Genomic DNA, 26,428 nt, shown 5'->3' with positions numbered 1-26,428 from the left:
TCAGGCGCCCTCGCGCTGCGCCTCGGCCGGCTGGGCCTCCTGGCCCTGGACCCGGAAGTCCAGCCGCCCGTCCGCCACATCGACCGTCACCTCGCCACCCTCGGCCACCGTGCCGTTCAGCAGCAGCCGGGACAACTGGTTGTCCACCTCGCGCTGGATCGTACGGCGCAGCGGCCGGGCACCGTACTCCGGCTGATGGCCGCGCTCGGCCAGCCAGTCCACGGCCGCGTCGGTGAACTCCACCGTCACGCCCCGGGCGTTGGACAGTTCGCGGGTGCCGTTCAGCAACAGGTCGGTGATCCGGCGCAGTTGCTCGGGCGTGAGCTGGCGGAACACCACGATCTCATCGATCCGGTTGAGGAACTCCGGCCGGAAGTGCTCCCGCAGCGGCCGCAGGATCTGCTCCCGCCGGGCCTCCTCGTCCGCGTCCGCGCCGCCGGGCCCGAAGCCGATACCGGCACCGCGCCGGGTGATGACGTCCGAGCCCAGGTTGCTGGTCATCACGATCACCGTGTTGGTGAAGTCCACCGTCCGCCCCTGGGCGTCGGTCAGCCGGCCGTCGTCCAGCACCTGGAGCAGGATGTTGAACACGTCCGGGTGCGCCTTCTCCACCTCGTCCAGCAGCAGCAGCGAGTACGGATGCCTGCGCACCACCTCGGTGAGCTGGCCCGCCTCCTCGTGGCCGACGTAACCGGGCGGCGCCCCGACCAGCCGGGACACGGTGTGCCGCTCCTGGTACTCGCTCATGTCGAGCCGCACCATGCGGTCCTCGCTGCCGAACAGCGACTCCGCCAGCGCGCGGGCCAGTTCGGTCTTGCCGACACCGGTCGGGCCGAGGAACAGGAAGCTGCCGATCGGCCGGTCCGGGCTGGACAGGCCCGCGCGGGAGCGCAGTACGGCGTCGGCGACCACGTTGACCGCCTGGTCCTGGCCGATCACCCGCTCATGCAGATGCTCCTCCAGACCGAGGAGGCGGTCCTTCTCCTCCTGGGTCAGCCGGCTCACCGGGACGCCGGTCTGCCGGGACACCACCTCGGCGATGGCCTCCGCCGTCACTTCGAGGTTCTGCCCCTCGACGGCCTCCCCGTCGTCGGCCGCCTCCGAGATCCGCCGCTGGAGATCCGCGATCCGGTCCCGCAACTGCGTGGCCTGCTCGTACTGTTCGTCCGCCACCGCCTGGTCCTTGTCCCGCACCAGCTGCTCGGCCTCGCGCTCCATCGCGCGCACGTCCGCGCCCTTGGTCCGGGCGCCGAGCCGTACCCGCGCGCCCGCCTGGTCGATCAGGTCGATCGCCTTGTCGGGGAGCCGGCGGTCGGTGAGATAGCGGTCGGACAGCTCCACGGCCGCCGCCAGCGCCTCGTCCGAGTAGCGGACCTGGTGGTGGGCCTCGTAGCGGTCGCGCAGCCCGCGCAGGATCTCCAGCGCGTCCTCGACGGTCGGCTCCGGTACCTGGATCGGCTGGAACCGGCGGGCCAGCGCCGCGTCCTTCTCGATCCGCCGGAACTCCTCCAGCGTCGTCGCGCCGACGATGTGCAGCTCGCCACGGGCCAGGGCGGGCTTGAGGATGTTGCCCGCGTCCATGGCGCCGCCCTCACCACCGGTGCCCGCGCCCACCACGGTGTGCAGCTCGTCGATGAACACGACCAGCTTGTCCGAGTTCGCGCGGATCTCCTGCACGATGTTGTTCAGGCGCTCCTCGAAGTCACCCCGGTAGCGGGTGCCGGCCACCACCGAGGTCAGGTCCAGCGCCACCACCCGGCGCTCCTCCAGACCCTCGGGCACGTCGCCGTCCGCGATGCGCTGCGCCAGCCCCTCGACCACGGCCGTCTTGCCGACGCCCGCGTCACCGATCAGCACCGGGTTGTTCTTGCCGCGCCGGGACAGCACCTCGATGGTCTGCTCGATCTCGTTCTCCCGGCCGATCACCGGGTCGATCCGGCCCTCGCGGGCCAGCTCGGTCAGATCGCGCCCGTACTTGTCCAGCGTCGGCGTGGACGAGGGCCGGGGACGGTCCTGGCGGCCCTGCGCGGTGTCCGGCGCCTCGGGCTGCGCCGGTTCCGCCCGGAACCGGGCCGCGTGCAGGATGTGCCCGGCAGCCGAGTCGGGGTTCATGGCGAGGGCGCTCAGCACGTGCTCGGGGCCGATGTACCCGGCACCGCTCGCCCGCGCCATCTCGTGCGCCTCCATCAGCGCCCGCTTCACGGCCGGGGTCAGGGACAGCGCGGTCGGCGGCACCTTGCCCGGCTGGTGCTGTACGGGTCCAGCCCGGCCGTCGATCTCGGTCGCCATCGAGTCCGGGTTCGCCCCGGACCGGCTGAGCAGGCTGCGCGTGGGCTCGCTGGACAGCGCGGCGCGCAGCAGGTGCTGGGTGTCCAGATCCCGGCTGCCGTGCTCCGCGGCGTACTGCGCGGCCCCCTTGACCAGCTCGCGCGCGGGCTGGCTCAGCAGGCGGCCGATGTCGATCTGGCGGGGGCCGCCGGGCTGGCCCTGGCCCCCGGAGCCGCCGAAGAAGCGGGAGAAGAACTCCCCGAAGGGGTCGCCCTCGGGGCCGATGTAGCCGCTGGTCATCGTTTCCGTCCTTCGCAGACGACGTGCGGAGCGGCCGGGTACCCCGGATCGGCCGCTCTTGAAACGATGGCACGAGGAGGGGGGAAGGGCACCCGCAGGCTTCCCGGACTCCGGCGCCGCGCTACGACGCCGTGCCCTGCCTCGCCGTCTCGCGGGCCGTGAGGATGCGCGGGCCCGCGTCCGTGATGGCCACCGTGTGCTCGGCGTGGGCCGCGCGGGAGCCGTCGTCGCTGCGCAGGGTCCAGCCGTCGGGGTCGGGGTGGTAGCCGTCCTCGCCGCCGGCGATCAGCATCGGCTCGATCGCCAGGACCATCCCGTGGCGCAGCGGCATGCCCCGGCCGGGGCGGCCCTCGTTCGGCACGCCGGGGTCCTCGTGCATCTTGCGCCCGATGCCGTGGCCGCCGAAGTCGGCGGGGATGCCGTACCCGGCCGCGCGGCACACCGTGCCGACGGCATGCGCGATGTCGCCGATGCGGTTGCCGACGACCGCCGCCTCGATCCCGGCCGACAGCGCGCGCTCGGCCGTCTCGATCAGGGTCAGGTCCTCGGCGCGCGGGCGCCCGACCACGAAGCTGATCGCCGAGTCACCGGCCCAGCCGTCCAGCAGCGCGCCGCAGTCCACGGAGAGGAGATCACCGTCGCGCAGGCGGTAACCGGTCGGGATGCCGTGCACGATCGCGTCGTTCACCGAGGCGCAGATCACCGCCGGGAAGGGGGTCGGGGCGAAGGAGGGCCGGTACCCGAGGAAGGGCGAGGTCGCCCCCGCCTCGCGCAGTACCTCCCTGGCCACCTCGTCCAGGTCCAGCAGGCGTACGCCCACGTCCGCGGCGTCCCGTACCGCCGTCAGGGCACGGCCGACGACCTGGCCCGTCGTGTACATGGCCTCGATGGAGGCGTCCGTCTTGAGTTCAACCATGCCAATTACTATACCGGTATTAGAATGGTGGGCATGGTGCGCACCCCCCTGACCCCCGAAGAGCGCGAACGCGGCGAACAGCTCGGCCGGCTGCTGCGCGAGGCGCGCGGCGCGCGGAGCATGGCCGAGGTCGCCGCGGTCGCCGGCATCTCCGCCGAGACCCTCCGCAAGATCGAGACCGGCCGGGCGCCGACCCCCGCCTTCTTCACCGTGGCGGCGCTCGCGCGGGCGCTGGAGCTGTCCATGGACGAACTGGTCGTCCGCTGCGCGCTGGTGCCCGTCTGAGGGTGCCCTCGTTCCGCAAACTGTGCGTAGCAGGCCCGTAACACGCCTGGTGTTGCCTGGCTCCCGCAGTGCTGGCAATCGGGCGGGAGCCGGTCGATGGCGGAACAACTCACGGCAACGGTGGGGGAGTTCGGGTACTACCTGGACGGCCTCCTGGCCCGCCTCGACCAAGGCGCGGGCTGGTGCGGGGTCTTCTGGGAGCGCGACCCGGACGGCATGCGCGCCTGCCGCGAGGGGCGCGAGGTGCCTCCGTGGGACCTGGTCGACGCCCTGCTGCGGGACCTCGCGGCGGCATACGGCACGGCCCCGGCCCTCGCCGAGCGCGAGCGGGCCCGCACCCTGCACACGGCCGCCCTCACCGCGTACGACGCCCACCCCGGCGCCCACGACACCCTGACCCACCGCCTCCACGCCACGCTCCGCGCGCGCCACCACGCCGACGAACGCGAGGCCGCCCTGACCCGCCGCCTCCACGAGGCGACGACGGAGTCCGAGGCGGAGTCTCTCCGTATCGACCTGGCCTGGGCCCGGGACGACCGGCATCGGGCGACGGCCCGGTGTGCGGAACTCCGGGACCGGTTGTCCCGGATGACCCGCACGGGGCCGTCGGCCGTACGTGTTCCCGGGCAGGCGGCGTCGTCCGTTGGCGGCACGCCCTACGCGGGTGGCCGTTCGGCTATGGCCGGCTTCGCGCCCGATGGCCTGGCCGACGCCCACCCAGGCTTCGATGGCCGCGCGGCAACCTCCGGGGTCCCGGCCACCCCGCCCCCTGCCGCCGGTGGCCCTCTGAGCGCACCCGGCGCTGCCCTCGCTGAAGCCCCCTCCGCCAAGCCCCGCAAACGCCGCCGCGGGAGCGCCCGTTTCGCGGGGCTGGACGACGACACCGCCGCGCCGCTGGTTCTCCCCGGCGCCCAGCAGGCCACCCCCGATCTTCGGGGCGCCCGTTTCGCCGGAGCGGAAGCGGAGGAGACGTGGGACGGCGAGCGCGCGGAACCCGTCCCCGACGCCGACGATCACCGCGCTGTGGCCCACGCCGTGGCAGACCTCGCCACCCTCCGCTCCGCGGGCCGCACCGGTGAAGCGCACATACTCCTGGCGGAAGCCGCCCGCTGGCCCGCCGTCCGGTTCCCGCTGCTCGCGGAGGCCCTGGCGCGGGCCGGCCGCGACGCCGACTGGGCCACCCTCCGATGGGAGGCGGCCGCGCTGCCCCCAGGGCAACTGGCGGCAGCAGCAGCCGCGTTGGAGGCGGCCGGCCACGCCCAGGAAGGCCACCGCCTGCTGCGCGAGGGTGCCGCCCGCCCGCCCGAGGAGACCGGCGCGGCCGTGGCACGACTCGACGCCGAGGGGCGTCACGGAGCGGCCCGCGCCCTCCTGGACGCCTGCGTCCGGGTCCGTACCCCTGAGGACGCGGCCCGTACCGCCGCCGGGGACCCCGACCGGCTCGCCCCCCTCCTCCTGGAAGCGGCCCGGCACGTCTCCGAGGAGCACCACCGGGACCTCGCGCACGCGCTCCGGGCCGCCGGGATCACCCCCTGACCGGCACCCCGCTCACCCGCAGGGGTGTGAAACGGGATCGAATCAGCGGGTTGGCGACGATGGTCTTGGCAAGGGCGTCCAAGAGGCTTACTTTCGTCCCTCTACGGCCTGTTTCTACGGGCGTAGAGGCTCGGACGCCGCGTCGAAGGAGCAGCTCATGGCCAACGTCGTACGTGCCGCACTGGTTCAGGCCACCTGGACCGGCGACACCGAGTCCATGATCGAGAAGCACGAGGAGTACGCCCGCGAGGCCGCGCGCCGGGGCGCGCAGATCATCGGGTTCCAGGAAGTCTTCAACGCCCCCTACTTCTGCCAGGTGCAGGAGCCGGAGCACTACCGCTGGGCGGAACCGGTGCCGGACGGCCCGACCGTACGCCGGATGCGAGAACTGGCGCGCGAGACCGGCATGGTGATCGTCGCCCCGGTCTTCGAGGTGGACGGCTCCGGCTTCTACTACAACACCGCCGCCGTGATCGACGCCGACGGCAGCTACCTCGGCAAGTACCGCAAGCACCACATCCCCCAGGTCAAGGGCTTCTGGGAGAAGTACTACTTCAAACCGGGCAACCTCGGCTGGCCCGTCTTCGACACGGCGGTCGGCAAGGTCGGCGTATACATCTGCTACGACCGGCACTTCCCGGAGGGCTGGCGCCAACTGGGTCTCAATGGAGCACAGTTGGTCTACAACCCGTCAGCCACCCACCGCGGCCTCTCCTCCCACCTCTGGCAGCTGGAGCAGCCCGCCGCGGCCGTCGCCAACGAGTACTTCGTCGCCGCCATCAACCGCGTCGGCCGGGAGGAGTACGGCGACAACGACTTCTACGGCACCTCGTACTTCGTGGACCCGCGCGGCCAGTTCGTCGGCGAGACGGGGGACGACAAGGCCGAGGAACTCCTCATCCGGGACCTGGACTTCGACCTCATCGACGAGGTCCGGCAGCAGTGGGCGTTCTACCGCGACCGCCGCCCCGACGCCTACGAGGGGCTGGTGAACCCGTGAACGACCTGTACGCCCGCCACCGCGGCGTCATGCCCGACTGGCTCGCCCTCTACTACGACGACCCGCTGGAGATCACCCACGGCGAGGGCCGCCACGTCTGGGACGCCCAGGGCAACCGCTACCTGGACTTCTTCGGCGGCATCCTCACCACCATGACCGCGCACGCCCTGCCCGAGGTCACCAAGGCGGTAGCTGAGCAGGCCGGCCGGATCATCCACTCCTCGACCCTCTATCTCAACCGGCCGATGGTCGAACTGGCCGAGCGCATCGCCATGTTGAGCGGCATTCCGGACGCGCGGGTCTTCTTCACCACCTCCGGCACCGAGGCCAACGACACGGCGATGCTGCTCGCCACCACCTACCGCCAGGGCAACACCGTCCTGGCGATGCGCAACAGCTACCACGGGCGCTCCTTCGGCGCGGTCGGCATCACCGGCAACCGCGCCTGGTCCCCGACCTCCCTCTCCCCGCTCCAGACCCTCTACGTGCACGGCGGGGTCCGCACCCGGGGCCCGTACGCGGACCTGGACGACCGCGCGTTCATCAACGCCTGCGTGGCCGACCTGCGCGACCTCCTCGGCCAGACCCGGCCCCCGGTCGCGCTGATCGCCGAACCCATCCAGGGCGTCGGCGGCTTCACCTCCCCGCCGGACGGCCTGTACGCGGCGTTCCGTGAAGTCCTCCACGAGCACGGCGTCCTGTGGATCTCCGACGAGGTCCAGACCGGCTGGGGCAGGACCGGCGAGCACTTCTGGGGCTGGCAGGCGCACGACCGCAGCGGCCCGCCGGACATCGTCACCTTCGCCAAGGGCATCGGCAACGGCATGTCCATCGGCGGGGTGATCGCCCGCGCCGAGATCATGAACTGCGTCGACGCCAACAGCATCTCCACCTTCGGCGGCACCCAGATCACCATGGCGGGCGGCCTCGCCAACCTCGCCTACCACCTCGAACACGACCTCCAGGGCAACGCCCGCCGGGTCGGCGGCCTGCTCATCGAGCTGCTGCGCGCCGTCACCGCCAGGCTTCCCGGTGTCCGCGAGGTGCGCGGCCGGGGGCTGATGATCGGCGTCGAACTGGTGAAGCCGGGCACCGACGAGGCCGACCCGATCGCGGCCGCCGCGGTCCTGGAGACGGCCCGCGAGAACGGCCTGCTCATCGGCAAGGGCGGCGGCCACAACACCAGCGTCCTGCGCATCGCCCCGCCGCTGACGCTCACCGTCGCGGAGGCCGAGGAAGGCGCGGCGATCCTCGAAAGCGCGCTGGGGAGCACGTACTAGAGAACGAGGTTCCATCGGATGACCACCACCTCGGATTCCCGGCACGCATCCTGGCGGCCGGAGGAACCGGCCCTGTCCGTCCGGCAGGTGCTCACGCTGGAACGGGTACTCGCCGGGGAGCCCGAGGTGGTGGCCGGGGCCGACGGGCTCGACCGGGCCGTGCGCTGGGTGCACGTGGCCGAGGCCGCCGACGTGGGCGTGATGCTCAGCGGCGGCGAGATGGTGCTCACCACCGGGGTGCTGCTCGCCGGTGACGAGGCCAAGCAGGCCGCGTACATCCAGTCGCTGCACCGGGCGGAGGCCGCCGCCGTCGTCCTCGGACTCGGCCGCGCCTTCCCCACGCCGCCCGAGGTGATGCGCCGGGCCGCCGAGCGGTGCGGGCTGCCGCTGGTCGTGCTGCACCGGCCCTTCCCCTTCGCCGAACTCACCGAAGAGGTCCAATCCCGGCTGGTGCGGAGGAAGTTCGCCGCCGTCAGCCTGTCCGAGGCCGTCCGCACCAGCCTCACCGCGCTGATCACCTCCGGCGCCCCGCTGCAACGGCTGCTGGACGAGGTCGCCCAGCACAGCGGGTGTCCCGTCGTCCTCACCAACCTCGCGCACCGCGTCCTCGCCACGGCGGGGGAACGGCCTGCCGTGGACGACGTGCTGCGTGACTGGGAGCGCATCGCCCGGCAGGCATGGGGGCACCACCCAGGCCTTTCAGGCACTGGGGGAGGCAGCGAGGGCGACGGCTGGGTCCGCGCGGAGCTGGGCGGCCGCGGGGAACGCTGGGGCAGGCTGCTGCTGTGCGGGTACCGGGGCGACACGGCCACCGGGCGCCTCCTCGCCGACCGGGCCGCCGAGGCGCTGGTACTGCACCGGATGCTCGGCGGCGCCTCCGGGCGCACCTGGGAGGAGCAGTCCGCGCACGGGCTGCTGACCGACCTCGCCTCCGGGACCGTACCCGCCCGCCACCTGCTGCCCAGGGCCCGCGCGGCCGGACTCCCCGTCAACCGGCGGACGTTCGTGCCGCTCGTCGTGCCCGGCGCCGAGCCCGAGCGGCTCGACCGGGTGCTGCGCACGCTCGGCCTGACCGGGCTCGTCGCGGAACTGGCCGACGGCGCAACCGCCGTACTGCTCAGCCTCGCCCGCGACCAGGACGCCGAGGCGCTCACCGCCCGCCTCGCCGCCCGGCTGCGCACCCCGGACCTGCCGGACGCGGTGATCGCCGCCGCCGACCCGCGCACCTGCTGGGACGACGTCCCCGCCGGGCTGCGCGAGGCCCGGCACGTCGCGGACGCCGTCGCCGGGGGAGCCCTCGACCCGCCCGCCGTGGTCCGGCTGCGGGACGTACATCTGCGCGGGCTGATCCGGCTGCTGCGCGACGACCCCCAGGTGCAGTCCTTCGCCGAACGCGAGCTGGACGGCCTGCTGTGCGGCGGTGAGGGGGAGCTGCTGGACGTCCTGCGCACCTACCTCGCGACCGGCCGCAACAAGTCCCGCACCGCCCAGCTCCACCACGTCTCCCGGCCCGCGCTGTACCGCCGGCTGGAGGTCATACAGACGCGGCTCGGGATCGACCTGGACGACTTCGAACAGGCGGCCTCCGTGCACATCGCACTCCTCGCACACGACGCGCAACAGGGCTGAAACATGCCACGACCTGGGAAAACGGCGGTGAAACATGGCCACGGCAAGACGTGACACGGTGGCACGCCCGCACCCCGCAGACGTGACACGCTGCCACTCAAACCGGCCGCGCAACCTTCTTAGGCTCCCCCTACGTCGAGCTATCCGGAGGTCCCGATGAGCCGAGTGATCCGCGCCGCCCTCTTCCAGACGGCCTGGACGGGCGACAAGGAATCCATGATCCAGGTGCATGAGCAGGCGGCCCGCGACGCCGCCGCCCAGGGCGCCCAGGTCCTCTGCTTCCAGGAGCTGTTCTACGGCCCCTACTTCTGCCAGGTCCAGGACAAGGCGTTCTACGAGTACGCCGAGCAGATCCCCGAGGGCCCCACCGTCCGCCGCTTCCAGGCGCTGGCGAAGGAACTGGGCATCGTCCTGGTGCTGCCCATGTACGAGGAGGAGCAGCCCGGGGTCCTGTACAACACCGCCGCCGTGATCGACGCGGACGGCTCCTACCTGGGCAAGTACCGCAAGACCCACATCCCCCAGGTCCAGGGATTCTGGGAGAAGTTCTACTTCCGTCCCGGCAACAGCGGCTGGCCCGTCTTCGACACCGCTGTCGGCCGGATCGGCGTCTACATCTGCTACGACCGCCACTTCCCGGAAGGCTGGCGGGCGTTGGGCCTCGCCGGAGCCGAGATCGTCTTCAACCCCTCGGCCACCTCACGCGGACTCTCCCGCTACCTCTGGCAGTTGGAGCAGCCGGCGGCCGCCGTCGCCAACGAGTACTTCGTCGGCGCGATCAACCGGGTCGGCGTGGAGGACCTGGGCGACAACGACTTCTACGGCACCACGTACTTCGTGGACCCGGAGGCCCAGTTCGTCGGCGAGGTCGCCAGCGACAAGGAGACCGAACTCGTCGTACGCGACCTGGACATGGCCAAGTTGCGCGAGGTCCGCGACCGCTGGCAGTTCTACCGGGACCGCGAGCCGGGCACGTACAGCCCGCTCACGGCGCCGTAGCCGACAGACCTTCCGCAGAAGGCCGTTCGATCCAGGAGTAGGAGCATGGGCACCCGTACCCTCATCCGCAACGGTCTCGTCATCACCGCCTCCGACGAGATCCACGCCGACGTACTCATCGAGGACGGCCGTATCGCCGCCCTCGCCGCCACCGGCACCCCCGCCGCCGAGGCGTTCACCGCCGAGCGGGTCCTCGACGCGACCGGGAAGTACGTCATCCCGGGCGGCGTCGACGGCCACACCCACATGGAGATGCCGTTCGGCGGCACCTACGCCGCCGACACCTTCGAGACCGGCACCCGCGCCGCCGCCTGGGGCGGCACCACCACCATCGTTGACTTCGCCATCCAGAGCGTCGGCGGCACCCTGCGCGAGGGCCTGGACGCCTGGCACCAGAAGGCCGAGGGCAACTGCGCCATCGACTACGGCTTCCACATGATCGTCTCCGATGTGAACCAGGAGACGCTCAAGGAGATGGACCTGCTGGTCGAGGAGGGCGTGACCTCGTTCAAGCAGTTCATGGCCTACCCCGGCGTCTTCTACTCCGACGACGGCCAGATCCTCCGCGCCATGCAGCGTGCCGCCGAGAACGGCGGGCTGATCATGATGCACGCCGAGAACGGCATCGCCATCGACGTCCTGGTCGAGCAGGCCCTCGCGCGCGGCGAGACCGACCCGCGCTATCACGGCGAGGTCCGCAAGGCCCTGCTGGAGGCCGAGGCCACCCACCGCGCGATCAAGCTGGCCCAGGTCGCCGGCGCGCCCCTGTACGTCGTGCACGTCTCGGCGCAGGAGGCGGTGGCGGAGCTGACACGGGCCCGCGACGAGGGGCTGAACGTCTTCGGCGAGACCTGCCCGCAGTACCTGTTCCTGTCCACCGACAACCTCGCCGAGCCGGACTTCGAGGGCGCCAAGTACGTCTGCAGCACCCCGCTGCGGCCCAGGGACCACCAGGCCGCCCTGTGGCGGGGTCTGCGCACCAACGACCTCCAGGTGGTCTCCACCGACCACTGCCCGTTCTGCTTCTCGGGCCAGAAGGAGCTGGGCCGGGGCGACTTCTCCAAGATCCCCAACGGGATGCCGGGCGTGGAGAACCGTATGGACCTCCTCCACCAGGCCGTGGTCGACGGCCACATCTCGCGCCGCCGCTGGATCGAGATCGCCTGCGCCACCCCGGCCCGCATGTTCGGCATGTACCCGAAGAAGGGCACCATCGCGCCCGGCGCCGACGCCGACGTGGTGATCTACGACCCGCACGCCGAGCAGGTGATCTCGGCCGAGACACACCACATGAACGTCGACTACTCGGCGTACGAGGGCAGGCGGATCACCGGCCGGGTCGAGACGGTCCTCTCGCGCGGCGTACCCGTGATCACCGACCGGGAGTACACCGGCCACGCCGGGCACGGCGTCTACACCCCGCGCTCCACCTGTCAGTACCTCAACTAGGACCGGTGCTCATGGACTTCGGACTCGTACTCCAGACCGACCCGCCCGCCTCCCGCGTCATCGACCTGATGAAGCGGGCCGAGCGCAACGGCTTCACCCACGGCTGGACCTTCGACTCGGCCGTGCTCTGGCAGGAACCGTTCGTCATCTACAGCCAGATCCTGGCGAACACCGACCGGCTGACCGTCGGACCGATGGTCACCAATCCGGGCACCCGCACCTGGGAGGTCACCGCCTCCACCTTCGCCACCCTCAACGACATGTACGGCAACCGCACGGTGTGCGGCATCGGCCGCGGCGACTCCGCCATGCGCGTCGCGGGCCGCAAGCCCAACACCCTCGCCCGGATCAGCGAGGCCATGAAGGTCATCCGCGCCCTCGGCCGGGGCGAGGAGACCGACCTCGGCGGCACCCCGATCCGTCTGCCGTGGGTGCGTCCGGGCGCTGAACTCCCCGTCTGGATGGCCGCGTACGGGCCCAAGGCGCTGAAGATGACCGGCGAGGAGGCCGACGGCTTCATCCTCCAGCTCGCCGACCTCTACCTCACCGAGTACATGGTGAAGGCCGTCAAGGACGCGGCCGTCGCCGCCGGCCGCGACCCTGACGAGGTCACCATCTGCGTGGCCGCCCCCGCCTACGTCACCGACGACGACTCGCCCGAGGCGCTCGCCCACGCCCGCGAACAGTGCCGCTGGTTCGGCGGCATGGTCGGCAACCACGTGGCCGACCTCGTCTCCCGCTACGGCGAGCACTCCGCGCAGATCCCCGACGAACTCACCGACTACATCAAGGCCCGCCAGGGCTACGACTACGCCCACCACGGGCGCAGCGGCAACCCCGACACCCAGTTCGTGCCCGACGAGATCGTCGACCGGTTCTGCCTGATCGGCCCGGTCGAGACCCACATCGAGAAGCTGAACGCCCTACGGGCCCTGGGCGTCGACCAGTTCGCGGTGTACGACATGCACGACGCGCAGGAGGCCACCATCGACGCCTACGGCTCGAAGGTGATCCCCGCCGTCAACGCCTGAGCACGGCAGGCGAATCGAACTCCCCCTTCCCGCCCCGCGCGGGAAGGGGGCCAGGACGCCCGTACGGAACCCTTACGGGACGCACCCCCCCGCACGGCCTGTCCCGACCCTCCCATCCGATTGGCCTGCACCATGACCGACACAGCACCCCCGGCCATACCACCGGCCGACCAAGTCACCCTCGCCGACGGCCGGGTGGAGATCGCCCCCGGCGCGCCGGTGCCCAGCGGCCCCTACGCCAACGAGGACCTGCTCCCCGTACCCGCCGCCAAGCGGACCTGGACGACGTACAACTTCTCCGCACTGTGGGTCGGCATGGCCCACAACACCGCCTCCTGGACGCTCGCTTCGGGTCTGATCGCGGTCGGCATGGACTGGAAACAGGCCGTGTTCACCATCGCCCTGGCCAACCTGATCGTGCTGGTGCCGATGCTGCTCACCGGGCACGCGGGCCCCAAGTACGGCATCCCCTTCCCGGTGTTCGCCCGCGCCTCCTTCGGCGTGCGCGGGGCCAACCTGCCAGCTGTGGTACGGGCGTTGGTGGCGTGCGGCTGGTTCGGCATCCAGACCTGGATCGGCGGCGAGGCCATCTTCTTCCTCGCCGGCAAGCTGATCGGCGACAGCTGGTCCGGCGCCTCGCACATCGGCGGCTACGCCTGGACCATGTGGCTCTCCTTCGCCATCTTCTGGGCGATCCAAGTGGCCATCATCCTGCGGGGCATGGAGACCATCCGCCGCTTCGAGAACTGGGCCGCGCCCTTCGTGCTGGTCGGCGCGTTCGTGATGCTGTGGTGGATGAGCGACCAGGCCGGGGGAGTCGGCCCGCTCTTCGACCAGCCGTCCAAGCTGGGCTGGGGCGGCGACTTCTGGAAGCTGTTCTGGCCCTCCCTGATGGGCATGATCGGCTTCTGGTCCACCCTCTCCCTGAACATTCCCGACTTCACCCGCTACGGCCGCAGCCAGCGCGCCCAGACGCTCGGCCAGGCTTTTGGTCTTCCCACGACGATGACCCTGTTCGCGTTCCTGTCGGTGCTGGTCACCTCGGGTTCGCAGGCGGTGTACGGCGAGCCGGTCTGGGACCCGGTCCAGCTCGCCGCCAAGACCGACAACGTGGTGGGCCTGATCTACGCCCTGGTCACCGTGCTGGTGGCGACCCTCTCCGTGAACATCGCGGCCAACCTGGTCTCGCCGGCCTTCGACTTCTCCAACGTCGCGCCGCGCAAGGTCAGTTTCCGCACCGGCGCCCTGATCACCGCCGTCCTCGCGGTGCTGATCTTCCCGTGGCGGCTGTACTCCGACCCGCAGGGCTACATCTTCACCTGGCTCGGCCTGGTCGGCGGTCTGCTCGGCACGGTCGCGGGCATCCTCGTCGCCGACTACTGGTTCCTGCGCCGCACCCGCCTCGACCTTGCCGACCTGTACCGCGCGGGCGGGCGTTACTGGTACTCGGGGGGCTGGAACTGGCGGGCCGTGGTGGCCTTCGTGGTGGGCGGTGTCCTCGCCGTCGGCGGCGCCGACTTCCACCCGCTGATCGACGGCCGCCCGATCCCGGCCCTCAGCCCGCTGGCGAACTACGGCTGGGCGGTCGGACTCGGCACGTCGCTGGTGCTGTACGTGGTGCTGACGCTGGTGAGCGGCAAGAGGACTGAGCCGGCGCCGAGTTGATGGCAGGAGCCCCGGCAGCCGTACACCGGTTGCCGGGGCTGCGTCGTCACTTGGCGCCGCTCCGCAGGGACGCCACCGCGTCCTTGGCCGCCTTGATGGCGCCCTTGTTGATCGTGGCGGTCTCCGGGGCCTTCTTGCTCTCGAAGTCGCTGCCGCTGTAGGTGACGACCACCAGGGCGTTGGCGACCCGGGCCAGCACCACACCCTCGCGGGTCTGCTGCTTGTCCTCGGTGGTGAGGTTCACGACGGAGTAGCCGCCGTCACCGAGACCGGGCACGGCTCCGCCGCCGCTCTTCTCGGTGACCCGCTGCTGGTACTCCTTCTCCGCGGCCTCGTCGGTGGCGGTCACCTCGTAGGACACGTCCAGCCAGCGGTAGTCGTAGCCCTTGAGGGCGTTCCAGGAACAGGTGCGGCGCAGCTGGGAGTCGGTGGACGGTATCTCCTTGCCCGCCGTCTTCGCGCCGGGCACCAGGGACTTGACGGTGGCCACGGGCACGCCGGTGCAGGGTGCGGGCGCGTCGTCGTACGTCTTGGCGGCGGGCGCGGCGGAGGACGCGGCCGGGGCGGCGGAGGCACCCGTGGACGCCTGACTTCCTTGTGCCGAACCGGAGTTGGCGGTGGCGGCGGGGCCCGAGCTGAGGGCCCAGCCCGCGACGGCCAGCACGACGACCGGAGACAGACGAGCGGTGAGGGCGAGCGGCAGAGGCAGAGAACTCACGGCGCACTTCTCGTGGGAGAGGGGGTGACGGAAGGGGGCTGCGGGGACGGGGGACGCCAGTCTCACACGAGGGGTACGCGACGCGGAAGCCCGAACTCGCTGTGTACTCGGCCGGTGACTCGGGGCGGGCGTCAACCGGCGGAACGGATGGCGTGTGATTGGCATGGACCTGTTGTGAAGGTGCCGCTAGGCTCTGCCCCGCACTGATGAGAGCGCTCTCAGAAATCGGCTGTTCCACCCCCACCTCGTTGGAACGACGAAGGGCAACTCCCCATGAGACGCAAGAGAGTCATGCGCGCCGCCGCGGCCGCACTCCTCATGCTCGGCGGCCTCTCCGCGGCGGGCACCCTCCCCGCCTCCGCGCAGAACGCCGGCGAAGCACCCGCCTCCAAGAGCCTGCTGACCGCCATGCAGCACGACTTCGGGCTCACCAAGACCCAGGCCGAGGCCCGCCTCAAGGCGGAGCGCGCGGCCACCAACCTTGACCCGAAGGCCCGCGCCACCGCCGGTGCCGCTTACGGCGGCTCCTGGTTCGACGCCAAGAGCGGCCGCCTGACCGTGGCCGTGACCGACGACGCCTCCGCGAGCGTCCGCCAGAAGCTCCGCGACGCCGGGGCCACCGTCCACACGGTGGAGCACAGCGCCCGCGAGCTGAACGCGGCCAAGGCTCGCGTCGACCGCCTCAAGGCCCCCAAGTCCGTGACCAGTTGGCGCGCCGACCCGAGTGCCGGGTCCGTCGTGATCGACGTGGTCCGCTCCAAGGCCGCCGACAACGATGTCCAGCGCTTCCTGGCGAGCGCCCGCCGGGCGGGTCCCGTCACCGTCAACAAGGTCGCCGAATCGGCGAGCACCCTCGCGGCAGGCACGGTCGGCGGAGACCCGTTCTACACGGGCAACGTCCGCTGTTCCATCGGCTTCTCGGTGTACGGCGGCTTCGTCACCGCCGGTCACTGCGGCCAGCCGTCCGCCGCCGTGTACGGCTGGGACCGGTCCTACGTCGGTAACTTCCAGGGCTCGTCGTTCCCCGACAACGACTACGCCTGGATCAACGTGGGCAGCGGCTGGTGGACCGTACCGGTCGTGCTCGGCTGGGGCACCGTCTCCGACCAGCTGGTGCGCGGCTCCAACGTGGCACCGCCCGGCACCTCCATCTGCCGCTCCGGCTCCACGACCCACTGGCACTGTGGCACCGTCCTCGCCCTCAACGAGACCGTCAACTACAGCCAGGGCGCGGTGCACCAGGTCACCAAGACCAACGTGTGCGCCGAACCCGGCGACTCCGGCGGCTCGTTCATCAGCGGCGACCAGGCCCAGGGCGTCACCTCCGGCGGCTGGGGCAACTGCTCCAGCGGCGGCGAGACCTGGTTCCAGCCGATCAACGAGATCCTGGGCCGCTACGGCCTGACCCTGCACACCGCCTGACCCTGCGCGCACCACGGGCTCCGCGGGCGACCTGCCTGCGGAGCCTTCGCGCCCTCTTGCGCCGGCCTCGGCAGAACACGTTTCATCCTGCATGAGTCCTCGGTCAGAGAGAGACCGTGCAGAGAAGAGGCCGCATGTTCACCACCCGTCCCACCCTCCAGGGCACCTTCGGCATGGTGTCCAGCACCCACTGGCTGGCCTCGCAGTCGGCCATGGCCGTGCTGGAGGACGGCGGCAACGCCTTCGACGCGGCCGTGGCCGGCGCGTTCGTCCTGCACGTCGTGGAACCGCACCTGAACGGCCCGGCGGGCGAGGTGCCCATCCTGCTCGCCCCGGCCGACGGCGAGGTGCGGGTCCTGTGCGGCCAGGGTGTCGCCCCGGCGGGCGCCACCGTCGCGCACTACCGGGGCCTCGGACTGGACCTCGTACCCGCCACCGGTCCCCTCGCGGCCGCCGTGCCCGGCGCCTTCGACGCCTGGCTGCTGCTTCTGCGCGACCACGGCACCAAACCTCTGGACGAGGTGCTGAAATACGCCATCGGGTACGCCGAGCACGGCCACCCGCCCGTGGAGAACGTCACCGCGACCGTGGAGAGGATGCGGGAGCTGTTCGAGACCGAGTGGGCCGGCTCGGCCGAGGTGTACCTGCCCGGCGGCCACGCACCCCGCCCCGGTGAGCTGCTCCGCAACCCGGCCCTCGCCGCCACCTGGAAGCGGCTGCTGGCGGAGACGTCCGGCGCGGGCGACCGGGAGGCCCGTATCGACGCCGCCCGCGCGGTGTGGCGTACGGGCTTCATCGCCGAAGCCCTGCTCCGCCAGTCCCGCCGCCCCACCCTCGACTCCACCGGCACTCACCACACCGGCACCCTCACCGAGGCCGACCTCGCGGACTGGACGGCGACGTACGAGGCTCCGGCCACCTACGACTGGAACGGCTGGACCCTCTGCAAGGCGGGCCCCTGGAGCCAGGGCCCGGCCCTCCTCCAGCAGCTCGCCCTGCTCCCGGCCGACCTCCCGGCCTACGGCAGCGCCGACTACGTCCACCTGCTGACCGAGGGCTGCAAGCTCGCCATGGCCGACCGCGAGGCGTGGTACGGCGACGCCGCCGAGGTACCGCTCACCGAGCTGCTGTCGCAGGAGTACAACACCGCCCGGCGGGACCTGATCGGCGACGACGCCTCCTGGGAGCTGAGGCCGGGGAGCCCCGGCGGGCGTACGCCCTGCCTGCCGAAGCAGGTGCACGCGCGCGTGCCGCTCGGCGCCATGGGGGTGGGCGAGCCCACCGTGGCCGTACCGGGCGAGCCCCGCGTGAGCGCCGACGGCACCACGCGTGGGGACACCTGCCACCTCGACGTGGTTGACCGCTGGGGCAACATGATCGCCGCCACGCCCAGCGGCGGCTGGCTCCAGTCCAACCCGGTCGTGCCCGAACTGGGCTTCCCCCTCGGCACCCGGCTCCAGATGACCTGGCTGGAGGACGGCCTGCCCAACACGCTGATGCCGGGCCGCCGCCCCCGTACGACTCTCTCCCCGTCCCTCGCCCTGCGCGACGGTGTGCCGGTGCTGGCCTTCGGCACCCCCGGCGGCGACCAGCAGGACCAGTGGCAGACGCACTTCTTCCTCGCGGCGGCGCTGCGCGCACCGGTCCGGGGCGGCCTCGACCTCCAGGGCGCCATCGACGCCCCGAACTGGCACAACGACGGCTTCCCCAGCTCCTTCTACCCGCGCGGTCAGCAGCCCGGCAGCGTGACCGTCGAGTCCCGCATGCCGGAGGAGGTCGTCGCCGAGCTGCGCCGCCGGGGACACGACGTGACCGTAGGACCCGCCTGGTCGGAGGGCCGCGTGTGCGCGGTCGCCCGCGACCCGGCCACCGGCGTCCTGTCCGCCGCGGCCAACCCGCGCGGCATGCAGGGGTACGCGGTCGGCCGCTGAGCACCCCGGCCGGCCGGGAGGTTATCCACAGCCGGGAGGGGGATGTCGGCGGAGCGTGGTCTCATGGACACATGATCGACGACACCGGAACCATCGAGGAGTTTCTCGCCCACCACTCCGCCGACGTGGAGGAGGCGATCCGCAAGGCCGCGGCCACCGAGATCCTGCCCCGCTTCCGCCGTCTGGCCGAGCACGAGGTGGACCAGAAGAGCGGGCCGCACGACCTGGTGACCGACGCCGACCGGCTCGCCGAGCGGTTTCTCACCGAGGAGCTGAGCGCTCTGCTGCCCGGCTCCGTCGTGGTCGGCGAGGAGGCCGTGCACGCGAACCCGGCGACGTACGACGCCATCCGGGGCGACGCACCGGTGTGGATCATCGACCCGGTCGACGGCACCCGCCAGTTCGTGCACGGCAACGACGGCTTCTGCACCCTGGTCGCGCTCGCCCACCGGGGCACCGTGCTGGCCTCCTGGACGTACGCGCCGGTCCGCGACCAGTTCGCCACCGCCGTGCGCGGCCAGGGCGCCTTCCTGGACGGGGAGCGGCTGTTCGCCGGGCCGCCCGAGCCCGGCCGGGACCTGGCCGTGGCCGTCTCCCACCCCGACTACACCACCGAGGAGCAGAAGCGCGCGCTGCGCGCCCTGTGGACCGACGGGGTGGCCCCGCGTTCCTGCGGCTCGGCGGGCCTGGAGTACCTGGCGATCGCCCGGGGCGAGACCGACGCCGTGGCCTTCTCCTGGGAGGCCGCCTGGGACCACGCGGCGGGCCTGCTGCTGGTGGAGGAGGCGGGCGGCGCCCACCTCACCCTCACCGGAGAGCCCTTCCGCATAACCGGGGGCAACGCGCTGCCGTTCACCGCCGCCCGCGACGCCACCACGGCCCGCAAGGTCGGGGAACTGCTGCGCACCGCGTCCTGAGCCGTCCGGGGCCGGGGAGTGCCGAGGGCCCCGGCCTATGCTGATCCGAGTTGCCATCGGCTGACGAGGGGGTCGGAAGGTGCCGTCGATGCTGGACGCGGTCGTGGTGGGAGCGGGGCCGAACGGGCTGACCGCCGCCGTGGAGCTGGCCCGCCGGGGCTTCTCCGTGGCCGTCTTCGAGGCGCGGTCCACCGTGGGCGGGGGCGCCCGCACCGAGGAACTGACGCTGCCCGGCTTCCGGCACGACCCTTGTTCGGCCGCGCATCCCCTCGGGGTCAACTCACCCGCGTTCCGCGCGATGCCGCTGGAGCGGTACGGGCTGCGGTGGCTGCACCCCGAGCTGCCCATGGCCCACCCGTTCCTGGACGGCAGCGCGGCGGTGCTGGCCCGCTCGGTCGCCGAGACCGCGGCCTCCTTCGGCCCGCGCGACGCGGGCGCGTACCGCAGGCTGATCACCCCCTTCCTGCACCGCTGGGACACGCTGCTGCGGGACTTCATGTCCCTGCCGCTGACCGCCCTGCCGCGCGACCCCCTCACGCTGGCCCGCTTCGGCCTGGCCGGCCTGCCGCCCGCAACGGCCCTGATGAGCCGCTTCCACGACGAGCGGTTCAAGGCCCTGTTCTCCGGGCTGGTCGCCCACGCCATCGCCCCGCTGAGCGGCTTCGGCACCGGAGCCATCGGTCTGGTCTTCGCGCTCGCCGCGCACGCGCGGGGCTGGCCGGTGCCGCTGGGCGGCTCCCAGTCGATCTCCGACGCGCTCACGGCCTACCTCGTCGACCTCGGAGGCACGGTGCACACCGACTACGAGGTCAAACGGCTGGACGACCTGCCGCCGGCCCGCGCCTACATCTTCGACACCTCACCCACCGCGCTGGCCCGCATCGCCGGCTTCGGCGGCTACTACGACGGATACCGCTACGGCCCCAGCGTCTTCAAGATCGACTACGCGCTGGACGGCCCGGTTCCGTGGACCGCCCCCGAGGCCCGCCGCGCGGGCACCGTGCAGCTCGGCGCGAACCGGGCCGAGATCGACCGGGCCCTGCGCGCCGCGTCCCGCGAGGACCGCGCCCCCGACCCGCCGTTCCTGATCACCGTGCAGCCCAGCGTGGCCGACCCCACCCGCGCACCCGAGGGCAAGCACGTCTTCTGGGTGTACGGCCACGTCCCGAACGGCTGGCAGGGCGACCTCACGGACGCGATCGAACGCCAACTGGAGCGCTTCGCCCCCGGCTTCCGTGACCGCGTCCTCGCCCGCGCCACGGCGGGCCCACCCGAACTGGCGGCCCGCAACGCCAACTACATCGGCGGCGACATCGCCTGCGGCGCGGTGGACGGCCTCCAACTCCTGTTGCGCCCCCGCCCCACGCTGTTTCCGTACCGCACCCCGCACCCCGCCGTGTTCCTCTGCTCCTCCGCCACTCCGCCCGGCGCTGGGGTACACGGCATGTCGGGCCACAACGCGGCGAAGGAAGTCTGGAGGAGGCTGAGGCAACGATGACCACGATCACGCTTGTGCAGGGGGACATCACCGAGCAGCGGGTGGACGCGATCGTCAACGCGGCGAACTCTTCTTTGCTGGGCGGGGGAGGGGTGGACGGGGCGATCCATCGGCGGGGCGGGGCTGCGATCCTGGCCGCCTGCCTCTCGGTACGGCGGCGGCCTCCCCACGGGCGAGGCGGTCGCCACGACGGCGGGGGATCTTCTGGCCGAGTGGGTTGTCCACACGGTGGGCCCGCGCCACTCCACCCAGGAGGATGGCTCCTCCCAACTGGCCTCCTGCTACCGGGAGTCGCTACGTATCGCCGACGAGCTGGGCGCCCGCACAGTGGCGTTCCCCGCCGTCTCGGCCGGCGTCTACGGCTGGCCGCTGGACGACGCGGCCCGCATCGCGGTGGAGACGGTACGGGGCACCGGGACGGGGGTGGAGGAGGTGCCTTCGTCCTCTTCGACGAGCGGGCGTACGAGGCGTTCGCCTCGCGGGTGGGAGGCGAGGGCGAGTAGGCGGGCGATCGGGTCTTTCCGGGCCGAACCCGGCGAGGTTCACAGGTCGAGGTATTCAGGTAGGCGGTGGCCGAGTTCGCGCAGGCGGAGGGCCACAGCTCGGGGCGTAGTCCCGACGCGCTCCGCGGCTTTGAGGAGATGGAACGGCAGCACCGGCTCGTCAAGATCGAGCCAGGGCAGCATGCTGTCTAGGTCGCGACTCATGATGCGCAAGTCATCCGGTCCGGATGGACGCGCCGCGTTCGCAGGCAGGTGATAACCGAGCTCCTCCAGACGGTCGGCGAGTTCGGCGAACGGGCGAAGAGTGTTCGCCTCGATGCGTGCGACGTGAGCGGGGGAGACCGCCTTATCCGGCGAGAGCCACGAAGGCTGGGCATCCCCGCCCTCGCTCATCAGGCGCAGGTCGATTACTCCGTGGCGCAGGGCCGGGCGCACCGGTGGTGTGTAGCCGAGCCGCGTCAGTCGGTCGCAGATGACTGTGACGCTCTCTCCTACCAGGTTGGCGGCGTACGTGAGGTGGGCCGGGTGCAGCGGTACCCCCTCGTCGATCCACGGCCCTTCCTCAGTGAGATACCGGCTCATGAGACGGAGGTCTCCCCGCCCGACCGAAGGCACCGCGGCTGTGTCAGAAGTGCGGAATCCGAACTGCCGCAGGCGTTCGACGACGTAGTCGGCCGACCACCCGGTCATGGTGACCGCCCGAGCGACGTGCAGGATGCCGACGGGGTGCCGGGGGTCGAGCCAGGGGGCCTGTGCGTCCAGGTTGAGGCTAACCAACTGCCGGTCGTCCGGCTTTCTCGTCAGATCATCCGGGCTCATGGGGGGCACTGGGTGCTCGGGCGTGCGGAAGCCGAGCCGACGCAGGCGCGCGGTCACGTCATCGGTTGTGAGCCCGGTCGCGGCGGCGGCCTGGAGGATGTCGCCCGGGTGCACCGGCTGTTCCGGGTCTCTCCACAGGCCCCCCACGGTGAAGTCATGCCTCATCAGCCGCAGATCGACCGGTTCCACCTCTGGGAACGGCAGGGAGGCGGTCCGGAAACCGAGTTGTTCCAGACGAATGATCACTTGTTCCGGGGATCGTCCGGTCTCCCGGGCCATTTGATTGATCAGTCCATGGCAGACCACAGACGCGGGGCCGGAGACGGCATCGGAACGGGTGACGGGAAGGATTCTGGATCCCCAGACCGGTCCGAGGATCTCGTTGTCCGAGGGTATGGGCAGGACGACCGGATCACCTACCACTGTCGTGATCCCGGAGAGGAGCCCCGCCCGAGTCAGAGCCTCGGCCCTGAAAGCCGCCACTTCTTGTTCCTCCGGCGACGAATAGTGCTCATACCTCGAGGCGTTGGGCACCAGGGTGCTGTCGCGGGGACTGTAGCCGCACTCGGTGATGTCCACCTCTCGCCCGGCTATGCGCCACGGAGTGAACCGGGCTTTCACCGCAGCGGCGAAGACTTCATCGGCGAGGACCAGACTGTATTCCAGCAGCTCTGCCAGCCAATGGTGTCTCAGGACGGTGTCCCCTGCCGCGAGCAGGCTGGGGATCTCCTGGCGAAGCAGCCGTTCCACCTCTGCGGTGACCGACCCGATGATGCTTCGGCGGTCGACCGTAAGTCGTGGTGTTTGCGCGCCAGTCAGGTTCACCACCGCACCGAAGAAGTGCGTGCCGGCCCACAGACCGTCCGCGAGTACCGCACCGTCGGTGTCGCACCACCAGACAGCGTGTGTCGAGGTCGGCACCACGGTCACGCCGTCGGTGCGGCTCGCCTGCGGCTGGTGAGGATCTTCGTCCCCGAGCGGTGCCGCGTCACTGAGTACGCGGGCCGCCCATTCGTGCTTCGCGCCGCGCTCGTCGGCAGCCGTGACGTCGAAGTCGGACAGCCACAGGATGCGCCGCAGCACGTCGACGCACGAGACGGTGTCCGCCGACCGCAATCGCAGTCGGACGCTGGTGTACGCGTCGGGGCACCGTTCTAGGCGCTGGATGCGGAACAGTGAGCCCGGACCGGCGATCTCCACTCGGAGGTGTTCACCGGGCAGCCCCTCCGGCGTGAGTCGGCAGGTGGTGACGGTGATGTCGTCCGCCAGCATGAAGTAGCTGAGGACGCCCACCCCGAACTGGCTGTTGGGGTGGAGCTCGATGTTCTCCTTCTTCCACTGCGCCATCTCCTCCACGAACTCCGGCAGGTCGGCGAAGCGCATGCCGGCGTGGGAGAAGACATCCCGGAGTTCCGTCTCGCCCATACCGATGCCGTTGTCGCGGCACTCCAGGTAGGGGCCGTTCTCGTCGACTCCCTGGGTGAAGGAGATCGCGCCCTTGTACGGCAGGGGCTGCGCACCGGTGGCACGCAGGTACGCGGTCCGGGCGTCGCGGTACCGGCAGGCGTCCAGAGCGTTCTGGTACAGCTCTCGGACGGCGAGTGCCGGATCACCGTAGAGCTGCTCGCCCATCAGCAGTTCCTGGACGCGGTCGTCGGCGAGCCGGAAGCGCAGTTCCGTCGACTCGTAGGCCGCCCGGCCGTCGGGTTCGGTCGCCGGTGCCACCTGGTCCGCGGTGGCGTGCAGGGGGACGTTCCGCAGCAGCGCGGGCCGTTCCTCCTCGCCGATGCGGATGTCGATCCGGGCCAGGAGGGTGTCGAGGGCGACGGCGTGCTGTCGCAGGCCCAGCTCGACGGCGAGATGCCGGCACGTGGCGTTGAGCACGCGGGTCCGCCCGTGCGACTGCCAGCGCACGCCGTCGAGGGTGCGGTGCAGCTCGGGCAAGTCCACGGCGTAGCCGATCCCGATGTGGTCGGCCACCACGTCGGGCAGCGCCACGGGGTCGACGGCGAAGAGGTGGGCGATGCGCAGGAGTTCGGCGAGCGGCTGGGTCCGCACCCGCTGCGCGGTCTCCGCCGCGCCCACGCTGCGCGGTGGCACCTGGGTCTCCTGCGAACGGCCGAGGAGCTGCGGCGCGCTCAGCAGGCGGGCGATGAGTGACGGGTCCAGGACATCCGCCACGAGCCGCTTCTCCCGTGGAGAGTGCTTGCCCAGGGGCACGGCGACGCCGTCCAGCAGTACTTCCACGGCGGCGGCCTCGTACAGTCCCGGCTGGCGGAGCAGCCAGCGGTGGAAGAGCCACCAGCCGATCGCGTCCGACGCGTCGACGTCGTCGGTACCGCGCAGGGCGCGGCGTACGAGACGGGAATGGCGCCTCAGGAACGACTCGTAGTTGGACCGGGCGCGGGAGGTGTTGCGGGCGTCGGCGAGGTTCGTCGGGTCGATCGTCCGGTAGAGGCCGGTGTTGTGCCGCCGGAACTGGGCGTGCAGATACGGATGGGTGACGAGCAGGAACACTTCGGCGGCGGAGAGTTCCAGCTCCTGAGGCCGCACGCTGCTGTCCAGGAGCAGGCTGTCGATCCACTCGGCCAGCCGGTCGGTGAAGGCGGGGGAGTGCCACGGATCGCCGTCGGGGGACCCGCCCTCCCGGGTCGCCCCGGTAGCGATCGCGGCGGCGAGCGAGGTGGCGACGTCACGCAGCAGGGGCAGCCCGCGCTCGTCGACGACGTAGTTCCACAGTGGGTGATCGCGTACTGCTACCACCCAGGGGTGTTCGTGGGCGGCGGTCGCCTCCTCGACCCCGACGGCCGTCTCCGGTGGGCCGGTGTAGGCGCGGTTGCGGGCGATCACGATCTGGTGCCCGAGATCCCGCGTGCTCATCCGGGGCTGCGGGACCCGCAGCCCCTCGACCGTCCGGTCCTGGAGGCGCGTGTGCAGGGCGTTGAAGACATCGGTCATGGTGAGGTCGGGCAGATGCTCACCCCGGCGACCGCCGCTGAGTTCGCCGCGCAGACCGTCTCGGAGCAGGGTGGCCAGTTCCACGGTGAACACACTGCCCTCGGGGAGGCACAGTGACCGCTCGGTCTCCGCCGCCGAGGTGAGGACGCAGGCACCGGTGATCTCCACATCGAGCTGCGTGGGTGCCTGCTCGTCCGACATGGCCAGCGCCCTGCCACTGAAGCAGCAGTCGATGACGACCACCTTGCGCTGCGCGGGGGACCGGGAGACGAGGTCGCGGATGTCGCTGTACTTCACCGAGTGGTAGGGGCGCTGCGCGCTGGAACCGCGCGTGGCGAGGAGGAACGCCCGGTCGTGGCCGCCGAAGTGCCCGTGACCCGCGTAGTAGATCAGGAGCAGGTCGGTGGCCTCCCGCGCCGCGTCGTGGATGGAGTCCAGCAGGTGCTGCTGGGTCCCGTCGGCCGGCACGACGGTGCAGTCCTCCGGCGCAAGAGCGCCCACGTCGTCGCTGGTGAGGAGATCGGACAGGGCGGAAACGTTGTGGCGGACGCCGTCGAGAGAGGGGAGTTCGTCGAAGTCGTGAACACCGAACAGGACGGCCCTCGACCGGCCGACCTCGGAGGTCACGTGTCCGTTCCCGTGGGCGCGGCGGTGTTCAACCGCCGCAGCAGTTCGCCCAGTTCCTCCACGGAGAGGTGGCCCACGTCCACAGTAGTGTCCCCGTGCATGAGGCGCTGTCCGCCCGGGCTTCCGGTCGCCGGGGCGGACACCGGCTGCCCGTCCTTCCGGACGGAACGCCATGTCACGTAGGCGAGGGCGAAGTTGGCGATCTCCGTCGCGCTGCCTACGATGACGTCCAGCGCCTCCAGCGCGCCCATGGTGGGCGCGCGGCCGGTGACGGGCGTAGTGACCAGCCCGACGGTACCCGGGTCGCTGGCCAGCCAGGTCTCGAGGTCGGCCACGGACTCCTCGTCCCCGTCCGCCAGAATCCGCAGTCTCATCCCCCACCGTCCCGCCGTACGAACGTACACGTGCCGAGGAGAGCTTAGCGAGCGTGGGCCGGGGCGCGCGCGGATCACGCGAGGTGAGGTGTCGCTTGCGGCTGCCACGGGTGGTTGTGATGGATGGGCAACTATCCACATTCTTCGTGCGCGGGGCGTGACCGCGAGAGTCGAGTCATCTCCGCCCTGGCCCACCACCGTTGCTGGCACCGCGGATTCGCCCCCTTCGTAAGGCGTTGTGGGGGTCAGCGATGGCGCGTCGGCTCGCGGGGAAGATCGCTGGACATAGTGCAGGCGCCGCCA

At 71.4% G+C, this 26,428-nt stretch carries 18 protein-coding genes and 1 pseudogene; 14 read left to right on the top strand and 5 right to left on the bottom strand.

The features are described 5' to 3' along the window. Together ACIGA3_RS07690 and map are read right to left on the bottom strand one after the other, a co-directional pair. Positions 1–2,568, bottom strand: a complete 2,568-nt coding sequence (locus ACIGA3_RS07690; RefSeq protein ID WP_399711542.1) for an ATP-dependent Clp protease ATP-binding subunit — start codon at positions 2,566–2,568, stop codon at positions 1–3. A 121-nt stretch (positions 2,569–2,689) separates the two neighbouring features. Beyond that, positions 2,690–3,484 carry a type I methionyl aminopeptidase gene (gene map / locus ACIGA3_RS07685; protein WP_399711540.1) on the bottom strand — a complete coding sequence of 265 codons (795 nt, stop codon included), beginning with the start codon at positions 3,482–3,484 and terminating at the stop codon, positions 2,690–2,692. Between the two features lie 33 nt (positions 3,485–3,517). Here map and ACIGA3_RS07680 point away from each other — a divergent pair, with 33 nt between their 5' ends. From ACIGA3_RS07680 to ACIGA3_RS07640, 9 genes are all read left to right on the top strand, one after another. Continuing rightward, a complete protein-coding gene (locus ACIGA3_RS07680) occupies positions 3,518–3,769 on the top strand; it encodes a helix-turn-helix domain-containing protein (protein ID WP_399711538.1) in 252 nt (83 codons plus the stop codon). A 96-nt stretch (positions 3,770–3,865) separates the two neighbouring features. Then, positions 3,866–5,305, top strand: coding sequence for a hypothetical protein (locus ACIGA3_RS07675; RefSeq protein WP_399711536.1), 1,440 nt, complete (start codon positions 3,866–3,868; stop codon positions 5,303–5,305). A 157-nt stretch (positions 5,306–5,462) separates the two neighbouring features. Continuing rightward, a complete protein-coding gene (locus tag ACIGA3_RS07670) occupies positions 5,463–6,305 on the top strand; it encodes a nitrilase-related carbon-nitrogen hydrolase (RefSeq protein WP_399711534.1) in 843 nt (280 codons plus the stop codon). Then, positions 6,302–7,585: an aspartate aminotransferase family protein gene (locus ACIGA3_RS07665; protein ID WP_399711532.1), complete on the top strand. Its 1,284-nt coding sequence runs from the start codon at positions 6,302–6,304 to the stop codon at positions 7,583–7,585. Before ACIGA3_RS07670 ends, ACIGA3_RS07665 begins: the two co-directional genes overlap by 4 nt. 18 nt (positions 7,586–7,603) lie before the next feature. Next, positions 7,604–9,214, top strand: coding sequence for a PucR family transcriptional regulator (locus ACIGA3_RS07660; RefSeq protein WP_399711530.1), 1,611 nt, complete (start codon positions 7,604–7,606; stop codon positions 9,212–9,214). A gap of 156 nt (positions 9,215–9,370) precedes the next feature. Beyond that, positions 9,371–10,213, top strand: a complete 843-nt coding sequence (locus tag ACIGA3_RS07655) for a nitrilase-related carbon-nitrogen hydrolase (RefSeq protein WP_399711528.1) — start codon at positions 9,371–9,373, stop codon at positions 10,211–10,213. A 45-nt stretch (positions 10,214–10,258) separates the two neighbouring features. Continuing rightward, complete coding sequence (gene hydA, locus ACIGA3_RS07650; RefSeq protein ID WP_399711527.1) at positions 10,259–11,662, top strand: dihydropyrimidinase; 1,404 nt, start codon at positions 10,259–10,261, stop codon at positions 11,660–11,662. Positions 11,663–11,673: 11 nt separating this feature from the next. After that, the gene (locus ACIGA3_RS07645) at positions 11,674–12,693 is read left to right on the top strand and encodes a TIGR03842 family LLM class F420-dependent oxidoreductase (RefSeq protein ID WP_399711525.1); all 1,020 of its coding nucleotides are present in this window, start codon (positions 11,674–11,676) and stop codon (positions 12,691–12,693) included. Between the two features lie 132 nt (positions 12,694–12,825). Further along, entirely contained in the window at positions 12,826–14,358 is a 1,533-nt protein-coding gene (locus ACIGA3_RS07640; RefSeq protein WP_399711524.1) for an NCS1 family nucleobase:cation symporter-1, read from the top strand. Positions 14,359–14,404: 46 nt separating this feature from the next. On the opposite strand, the gene ACIGA3_RS07635 is transcribed toward ACIGA3_RS07640, so the two are convergent. Beyond that, on the bottom strand, positions 14,405–15,076 hold the full coding sequence (locus ACIGA3_RS07635) for a hypothetical protein (RefSeq protein ID WP_399711522.1): 672 nt from the start codon (positions 15,074–15,076) through the stop codon (positions 14,405–14,407). A 273-nt stretch (positions 15,077–15,349) separates the two neighbouring features. Here ACIGA3_RS07635 and ACIGA3_RS07630 point away from each other — a divergent pair, with 273 nt between their 5' ends. The 5 genes and pseudogenes from ACIGA3_RS07630 to ACIGA3_RS07610 all read left to right on the top strand — a co-directional run bounded on the left by ACIGA3_RS07630 (position 15,350) and on the right by ACIGA3_RS07610 (position 21,347). Continuing rightward, positions 15,350–16,498: a S1 family peptidase gene (locus ACIGA3_RS07630; protein WP_399711520.1), complete on the top strand. Its 1,149-nt coding sequence runs from the start codon at positions 15,350–15,352 to the stop codon at positions 16,496–16,498. 134 nt (positions 16,499–16,632) lie between these two features. Continuing rightward, positions 16,633–18,429, top strand: a complete 1,797-nt coding sequence (locus tag ACIGA3_RS07625; protein WP_399711518.1) for a gamma-glutamyltransferase family protein — start codon at positions 16,633–16,635, stop codon at positions 18,427–18,429. A 71-nt stretch (positions 18,430–18,500) separates the two neighbouring features. Continuing rightward, positions 18,501–19,346 carry an inositol monophosphatase family protein gene (locus tag ACIGA3_RS07620; protein ID WP_399711516.1) on the top strand — a complete coding sequence of 282 codons (846 nt, stop codon included), beginning with the start codon at positions 18,501–18,503 and terminating at the stop codon, positions 19,344–19,346. A 79-nt stretch (positions 19,347–19,425) separates the two neighbouring features. Beyond that, on the top strand, positions 19,426–20,844 hold the full coding sequence (locus tag ACIGA3_RS07615) for a phytoene desaturase family protein (protein ID WP_399711514.1): 1,419 nt from the start codon (positions 19,426–19,428) through the stop codon (positions 20,842–20,844). Continuing rightward, a pseudogene (locus tag ACIGA3_RS07610) lies at positions 20,841–21,347 on the top strand (O-acetyl-ADP-ribose deacetylase). The gene ACIGA3_RS07615 and the pseudogene ACIGA3_RS07610 overlap by 4 nt, the downstream one beginning before the upstream one ends. Before the next feature lie 39 nt (positions 21,348–21,386). Here the strand turns inward: ACIGA3_RS07610 and ACIGA3_RS07605 are convergent. Both ACIGA3_RS07605 and ACIGA3_RS07600 read right to left on the bottom strand, forming a co-directional pair. Continuing rightward, positions 21,387–25,751, bottom strand: coding sequence for a caspase family protein (locus ACIGA3_RS07605; RefSeq protein ID WP_399711513.1), 4,365 nt, complete (start codon positions 25,749–25,751; stop codon positions 21,387–21,389). Next, positions 25,748–26,125, bottom strand: coding sequence for a hypothetical protein (locus ACIGA3_RS07600; protein ID WP_399711511.1), 378 nt, complete (start codon positions 26,123–26,125; stop codon positions 25,748–25,750). The genes ACIGA3_RS07605 and ACIGA3_RS07600 overlap by 4 nt, the downstream gene beginning before the upstream one ends. Between the last annotated feature and the right edge of the window lie 303 nt (positions 26,126–26,428).

This window comes from Streptomyces sp. NPDC085596 (assembly GCF_044541565.1).
Taxonomy (GTDB): domain Bacteria; phylum Actinomycetota; class Actinomycetes; order Streptomycetales; family Streptomycetaceae; genus Streptomyces.
The sequence above is the reverse complement of the archived record's forward strand: the minus strand, read 5'-3'. Positions and strand labels throughout refer to the sequence as shown.

Excerpts from the sequence above, each read along its gene's own strand:
- ACIGA3_RS07645 (WP_399711525.1), top strand. The coding sequence starts at position 11,674 with ATGGACTTCGGACTCGTACTCCAGACCGACCCGCCCGCCTCCCGCGTC.
- ACIGA3_RS07680 (WP_399711538.1), top strand. The coding sequence starts at position 3,518 with ATGGTGCGCACCCCCCTGACCCCCGAAGAGCGCGAACGCGGCGAACAG.
- ACIGA3_RS07675 (WP_399711536.1), top strand. The coding sequence starts at position 3,866 with ATGGCGGAACAACTCACGGCAACGGTGGGGGAGTTCGGGTACTACCTG.
- ACIGA3_RS07625 (WP_399711518.1), top strand. The coding sequence starts at position 16,633 with ATGTTCACCACCCGTCCCACCCTCCAGGGCACCTTCGGCATGGTGTCC.
- ACIGA3_RS07660 (WP_399711530.1), top strand. The coding sequence starts at position 7,604 with ATGACCACCACCTCGGATTCCCGGCACGCATCCTGGCGGCCGGAGGAA.
- hydA (WP_399711527.1), top strand. The coding sequence starts at position 10,259 with ATGGGCACCCGTACCCTCATCCGCAACGGTCTCGTCATCACCGCCTCC.
- ACIGA3_RS07640 (WP_399711524.1), top strand. The coding sequence starts at position 12,826 with ATGACCGACACAGCACCCCCGGCCATACCACCGGCCGACCAAGTCACC.
- ACIGA3_RS07620 (WP_399711516.1), top strand. The coding sequence starts at position 18,501 with ATGATCGACGACACCGGAACCATCGAGGAGTTTCTCGCCCACCACTCC.
- map (WP_399711540.1), bottom strand. The coding sequence starts at position 3,484 with ATGGTTGAACTCAAGACGGACGCCTCCATCGAGGCCATGTACACGACG.
- ACIGA3_RS07655 (WP_399711528.1), top strand. The coding sequence starts at position 9,371 with ATGAGCCGAGTGATCCGCGCCGCCCTCTTCCAGACGGCCTGGACGGGC.
- ACIGA3_RS07690 (WP_399711542.1), bottom strand. The coding sequence starts at position 2,568 with ATGACCAGCGGCTACATCGGCCCCGAGGGCGACCCCTTCGGGGAGTTC.
- ACIGA3_RS07670 (WP_399711534.1), top strand. The coding sequence starts at position 5,463 with ATGGCCAACGTCGTACGTGCCGCACTGGTTCAGGCCACCTGGACCGGC.
- ACIGA3_RS07600 (WP_399711511.1), bottom strand. The coding sequence starts at position 26,125 with ATGAGACTGCGGATTCTGGCGGACGGGGACGAGGAGTCCGTGGCCGAC.
- ACIGA3_RS07630 (WP_399711520.1), top strand. The coding sequence starts at position 15,350 with ATGAGACGCAAGAGAGTCATGCGCGCCGCCGCGGCCGCACTCCTCATG.